The following is a 7,217-nucleotide window of genomic DNA, read 5'->3' on the forward strand; positions in this document are numbered from 1 at the left end:
GGGCGAGATCGAGGCGGCGCTGGCGCGCCTGCCCGGTGTCGCGCAAAGCGTGGTGATCGCGCGCGAAGATGGCGCGGGCCACAAGCAACTTATTGCCTATTTCGTGCCCAGCAGCGAGCCGGGCGACAGCCATGATGCAGGGCGCGAGCAGGAACAGGTCGGTGAGTGGCAGGCCGTTTACGACCGTCTGTATGACGCCAGCCTCGAAAGCGCCTACGACGAAGATTTCCGCGCCCTGGTCAGCAGCTATGACGGCCAGTTGATTCCATTGCAGCAGTTGCGCGAATGGCAGATGGCGACGGTAGCGAACGTCTTGGAACTGCGTCCACGGCGCGTGCTTGAAATCGGTGTCGGTTCGGGCCTGATGCTTTGGAAACTCGCTCCGCATTGCGAGGCTTATTGGGGTACGGACTTCTCCGCTCCGGCGATCGATGCGCTGCGCGGCGTGCTGTCAACGCATGACGAACTGGCGCAGCGGGTCGAGTTGCGCGTACTGGCCGCGCATGAGTCGGCGGAGCTGCCGCGCGACTTCTTCGACACCGTGCTGATTAATTCCGTGGTGCAGTACTTCCCCAGCGCCGCCTATCTCACCGATGTCATTCATCAGGCCATGGCCTTGCTTGCACCGGGTGGCCGCCTGGTGATCGGCGACGTGCGCAACTTGCGTTTCCTGCGCCAGTTCACCACCTCGCTGGCGCTGCATCGGGCCACCGCGCACGACGACGCAGCGAGCCTGCGCCGGCACGTGGCGCAGAGTATCGCCACCGAAAAAGAGCTGCTGCTCGATCCGCGCTTCTTCGTCGCGTTGCAACAGGAACAGGCCGATATCGCCGGCATCGAGATCCAACTCAAGCGTGGCTGGTCGCACAATGAGTTGACTCATCACCGCTATGAAGCCGTGCTGCATAAACACGGCGCCCGACTACTGCCGCTGCACGACCTGCCGGTGTTGCAGTGGGGTACGGATGTGGCCGACGAGGCGGCGCTGGCGCAATACCTGCAGACACGGCGTCCGTCAGAGCTGCGTATTACCAACGTGCCCAACCGACGCCTGCTGGGTGAATCGCTGGCTGCGCAGCTACTGGAACGCGGCGAGCTGGATGCGGCCAGACAGGCCGCTGCACCGGATGCGCAAAACGGCGTAGAGCCGGAAGCGCTGACGACGCTAGGCCAGGCTGCCGGTTATTGGGTCGGCACCGTGTGGTCCGATCGCGCCGACGACGGTGCGTTCGATGCGGTGCTGATATCGACATCGCGGCTGGATGGCCGCCGCCCGGTAGGCATCCAGCCGCGAGAACTGGCCTTGCGCCCGCGCGCCGCCTATGCCAACGATCCCGATGCGGGCAGCGATACGCGTGTACTCGCGCTGCAACTGCGCCAGGCCCTTGCCACGCAACTGCCCGATTACATGGTTCCCGCGCTGCTGGTGCCGCTGGCCGCGATGCCCCTGACACCCAACGGCAAGCTGGACCGCAAGGCCTTGCCCGCGCCGGTCATGACCAGCGCCGATAGCCGCGCGCCACGCACGCCGCAGGAAGCGATTCTTACCAGCCTGTTCGCCGAAGTGCTGGGCCTGCCACGGGTCGGCATCGACGATAGTTTCTTCGATCTGGGTGGCCATTCGCTGCTGGCGACGCGGCTGGTCAGCCGGGTGCGCTCGATGCTGCAGATAGAGCTATCCATCGGCCAGTTGTTCGAGACGCCCACCGTCGCCGCGCTATCGCAACAGCTTGCTTCCGCTGCCGCCGCACGGCGGCCGCTGCGGCCCTATCCGCGCGATGGGCTGGAGAGTCTGCCGCTGTCGTACGCACAGCAGCGCCTGTGGTTTATCCAGCAACTGCAAGGTCCCGACAGCACTTACAACATCGCCCTGCCATTGCATATGCATGGCCCCCTGGACGCCGCCGCACTGCACGCCGCGCTGGGCGATTTGCTTGAGCGTCACGAATCGCTGCGTACCGTATTCGACGAAGACGACGGCATCGCCACGCAACGCATCCTGGGTCCCACCGCTGCGCCTGTGCCGTTCATGCAGCGCGAAGTGGACCAAGGCGAACTGGCGGCAGCCATTGCCACGGCGCAAGCGCACGGGTTCGACCTCGCGCGCGAACTTCCACTACGCGCACACCTGTTCCGTCTCGACGAGCAGCAGCACGTGTTGCTGCTGGTGCTGCACCATATTGCCGGCGACGGCTGGTCGCTGGTGCCGCTGGCGCGCGACCTCGCCTTTGCCTATGCCGCACGGCGCGCGCACCAGGCACCCGCCTGGGCGCCGTTGCCGGTGCAATACGCCGACTATGCGCTGTGGCAGCGCGAGGTGCTCGGCGAGGAGTCCGACCCCACCAGCGCCATGGCCGTGCAGAGCACCTATTGGCGACATGCGCTGGCCGGCCTGCCCGAGCAGATCAACCTGCCCACCGACCGGCCGCGCCCGGCCATCGCCAGCCATCGCGGCGACGTCGTCTCCTTCCACCTCGATGCCGATCTGCATCGCCGCCTGCTGACGATGGTCCGCGAACGGCACGCCACCTTGTTCATGGTCTTGCACGCCGCACTCGCCCTGCTGCTGGGCAAGCTCGGCGCCGGCGACGACATCGTCATCGGCAGCCCCATCGCCGGGCGCACCGACGATGCGCTGGACGATCTGGTCGGCTTCTTCGTCAACACCCTGGTGCTGCGCACCGACCTGTCGGGCCAGCCCAGCTTCGACGCCTTGCTTGAGCGCGTGCGCCGTACCGATCTGGCCGCCTATGCGCATCAGGACTTGCCGTTCGAGCGGCTGGTGGAAATGCTCAACCCGGCGCGCTCGCTCAATCACCACCCGCTGTTCCAGGTGATACTGGCCGTGCAGAACAACGCCACCGTGCCGTTCGAACTGCCCGGCCTCACCGTCAGCGCCGCCGCCGTCGATGTCCTCGCGGCCAAGTTCGATCTGAGCCTGAGCTTCACCGAACACTACGCCGCCGACGCCAGCCCCAACGGACTGGACGGCGTACTCGAATACGCCACCGACCTGTTCGACCGCGACAGCGCCGAACGCTTCGTGCGCTATCTGTGCCATCTGCTCGATACGCTGGTGCGCGATCCGGCGCTCACCCTGGCCCAGGTGTCCTTGCTGGCGCCGGACGAGCGGCAACACATCCTGCAGGACTGGAACCACACCGCCCGCGATGTCGAAAACATCGCCCTGCCCGATCTGTTCGAACGCCAGGTCGCGGCCACCCCCGACGCAGTGGCGCTGGTGTTCGACCACGTCGCGCAAAGCTACGCCGAGCTGGACGCGCGGGCCAATCGCCTGGCGCATCGGCTGATCGCGTCCGGTATCGGCACCGGCGACATCGTGGCGCTATGCCTGCAACGCTCGCATACGACCGTGGCCGCCCTGCTGGCGATCCTGAAAGCCGGGGCGACCTATCTACCGCTGGATTCGGCCTATCCGCCGGAACGTCTTGCCTACATCGTCAGCGATGCGATGCCGGTGCTGGTGATCGCCGATCAGGCCTCGGCCGCCTGCCTGCCGCCGCAACTGCCGATGCTGTACGTGGACGATGAAACGCTGGCGGCGCAGTTGGCGAACAGCGCCGCGACGGCGCCGACCGATCACACGCGCGTGCGACCGTTGCTAGCGGCGCATCCGGCGTATGTGATCTACACGTCAGGCTCCACCGGCCGGCCCAAGGGCGTCTCGGTGTCCCATAGCCAACTGACGACCACCTTGTTCGGCCTGCGCGATGCGCTGGACTTCAGCGCGCACGATGCGCTGCCCAACCTGGCCTCTCACGCCTTCGATATTTCCGTGGTGGAGCTGCTGCTGCCGCTGGTCTGCGGCGGCTGTACGGTGCTGGTGCAACCGCCGCGCATGAGCAGCATGGCGCAGTTGGTGGAAGAGACGCGTGGCATTACGTTCCTGCATGCCGTGCCGAGTTTTATGGAGGCACTGCTCAACCACCTCGGCCCGGAGGGCGCGCGCGGGCACTATCCGGCCCTGCGTGCCTTGATGGTCGGCGGCGAAGCCGTGCCGGCCGAGCTGCTGCGCAAACTCGCCGAGTATTTTCCGCAAGCGACGATCACCGAGCTTTACGGACCAACCGAAGTCTCGGTGATAAGCACCCTCTACCGGGTCGATCACGCCGCCTTGCAACGGGCCGCTTACTGCATCGGCGTGCCGTTGGAGAACACCCGTGTCTACGTGCTGGACAATGCCTTGCAGCCGACACCGATCGGCGTGGCGGGCGAGCTGTATATCGCCGGCCTGGGTGTGGCCGACGGCTATCTGCGGCGTCCGGCGCTGACGGCGGAGCGCTTTATCGCCAATCCGTTCGAGCGTAGCCAGCGCATGTATCGCAGCGGCGATCTGGTGCGCTGGCGGTCGGACGGGCAGCTCGACTTTCTCGGTCGCGTCGACCATCAGGTCAAGATCCGCGGGTTTCGCATCGAGCTGGGCGAGATCGAAGCCGCTCTGGCACAGCTTCCCGGCGTGGCGCAAAACGTGGTCCTCGCGCGCGAGGACATCCCCGGACACAAGCAACTCGTGGCCTATGTCGGCCGGATCGAGGCGCATGAGATCCAAGCCGCCGAGCTGCGTCAGGCGCTGGCCGACAGGCTGCCCGACTACATGGTGCCGGCGGCCGTGGTGGTACTCGATGCGCTGCCGCTCACACCCAACGGCAAAGTCGATCGCAAGGCGCTGCCCGCACCGGATTTTGCCGCGGACGAGTACCGCGCTCCGTGCACGCCACAGGAAGAAACGCTGGCGCGCATCTACGCCGAGGTACTCGGCCTGCCTCGGGTCGGCACCAGCCACAGCTTTTTCGATCTCGGCGGCGACAGCATCCGCTCGATCCAGCTAGTCAGCCGCGCCCGCAAAGCGGGCCTGTCGATCCGGCCGCGCGACGTCTTCCAGTATCCGTCGATTGCGGCGCTGGCCAAGTACGCGCTACCGCTCATCGCCGAGGAGTCGCCCGCATTTCATGCGCCGCTGGTATCGCTCGATGCACAGCAATGGCAGCGGCTCCAGGCGACCCTGCCCGCAGCCAGCGACGTGCTGCCACTGTCGCCGCTGCAGCATGGATTATTGTTCCAGCACCTGTACGACGAGGGCGCACCCGACGCCTATCTGGTGCAGGCCTTGTTCAATCTCGATGGACCGCTCGATGCCCAGGCGCTGCATGCGGCAGCGCAGGCGTTGCTTAAGCGCCACGGCAACCTGCGCGCGAGTTTTGTGCATCACGGTTTCAACGAACCGCTGCAGGTGATTCCGCCGGAGATCGACGTGCCGTGGCAGTGGCTCGATCTGAGCCGGCACGAATCCACCGCACGCGACATCGCGCACGCACAGGCACTGCACGAAGATCGCACGCAAGCTTTCCACGCAGCACGCGGTCCGCTGCTGCGCTTTACGCTGATTCGCCTGGGCGATGAGCAGCATCAACTGGTCTTTACCAATCATCACCTGCTGCTCGACGGCTGGTCGATGCCGATTCTGCTGGACGAATTATTTGCGCTGTATCGCAGCCGTGGCGCGACGCCCTTGCCGCCGGTCACGCCGTATCGCGATTACCTGGCATGGCTGCGCCGGCAAGACCGTGATGCGGCGACATCGGCCTGGCGCGACTATCTGGCGGGTGTGAGCGAACCCACGCGGCTTGCTTCGAGTACTGGCGGCCAGGCATCGGTGGTGCCGCAGGTCTATACGGCTTGTCTGGATGCCAGCTTGAGTCAAGCGTTGCAGCAACGCGCGCGCGCCGCAGGTGTCACGCTCAATACCTTGTTTCAGGCGGCCTGGGCCTTGTGGCTGTCGCGGCACACCGGTCGCAACGAGGTGAGCTTCGGTATCACCGTTTCCGGGCGGCCACCTGAGATCGCCGGAAGCGAGCAAATGGTCGGCCTGTTTATCAACACGGTGCCGCTGCACATCGCGCTCGATCCGGCCGAAAGCGTGCAAGCCCTGCTACAGCGCTTGCAGACGCGGCAGGCGAGCATGCTCGAATATCAGCATCTTGGCTTAAGCGAGATCCAGCACCTGGCCGGCATCGGCGAGCTGTTCGACACCAGCCTGGCGTTCGAGAATTACCCCACATTGGACGATCGTGCGACGGACACCGCGCGCGACCCCCTGCGCATCGCGCAGGCCGAAAGCTACGGCGGCGATACGTCGCATTATCCGTTCGGTTTGCTGGTGCTGCCCGGCGCCGAGATGGAGTTGCGCTTCGGCTATCGCCCGGATCTGTTTGAACGGGACACCGTAGCGGCCTTGGCCCAGCGTCTGGTTCGCACGCTGGAAGCTATCGCCCAGCAGCCGCAGCAAATCACCGGGCGTATTTCCCTGCTTGATAAAGCCGAACGCGACCTGCTGCTGGTGCGCTGGAACGCCACCGCGCGTCCCTTGCCGGAGCTGCCGTTTCCGCAACTGTTCGAGCAACAGGCACAACGCCAACCGGACGCCGAGGCCGTGGTGCTCGACGGCGTGTCGTTGAGCTATGCCGAGTTGAACCGGCGCGCCAATCGCGTCGCTCATGCCTTGATCGGCGCCGGGGTCGGCCCCGAACACCTCGTCGCCCTGGCCATGCCGCGCTCGCTGGAACTGATCGTCGCCTTGCTCGGCATCCACAAGGCCGGTGCCGCCTATCTACCGCTCGACCCGGAGTACCCGGCCGAACGCCTGGCCTTTATGCTCGCCGATGCCCGACCGCGTCTCCTGGTCGCCACCGCGGCCATCGGCGCGACCCTGCCGCCCGGACCCGTGCCTTGGTCCTTCGACGATACGGCCGTACAGACGGCTATCGCGCAAGCGCCGGAACATAACCCCAGCGATGCCGAACGTCACGCACCGCTGTGCACCGATCATCCGGCCTATGTGATCTACACCTCCGGCTCCACCGGACGACCCAAGGGCGTGGTCGTCAGCCATCGCGGCCTGGGCAATGTCGCCAGCGCCCTGGCTGAACGCTTCGGCGTGGACGCACACGGACGCGTGCTGCAGTTCGCCTCGCACAGTTTCGATGCGGCGATCTCCGAGATCGCGCTGGCCTTCATGGCCGGTGCCGCCCTCGTACTGGCGCACGCTGAAACGCTGCTATCGAAGGATGCCTTGACCGAACTGGTCGAGCGCGAACGCATCAGCTACACCACTTTTCCGCCCGCGCTGCTGCCCGAGCTGGATGCCCAGCGCATGCCCAGCCTGACCTCGCTCGGCGTCGCCGGCGATGCCTGCCCCG

The 7,217-nt window shown here is 65.9% G+C and carries 1 protein-coding gene; it reads left to right on the top strand.

Features of this window, described 5'->3' with window-relative positions:
* Positions 1–7,217 (top strand): non-ribosomal peptide synthetase (locus tag DVJ77_RS20880; RefSeq protein WP_114847475.1); only part of this gene is annotated, 7,217 nt, incomplete at both ends.

This window comes from Dyella tabacisoli, assembly GCF_003350925.1.
Lineage (GTDB): Bacteria > Pseudomonadota > Gammaproteobacteria > Xanthomonadales > Rhodanobacteraceae > Dyella_C > Dyella_C tabacisoli.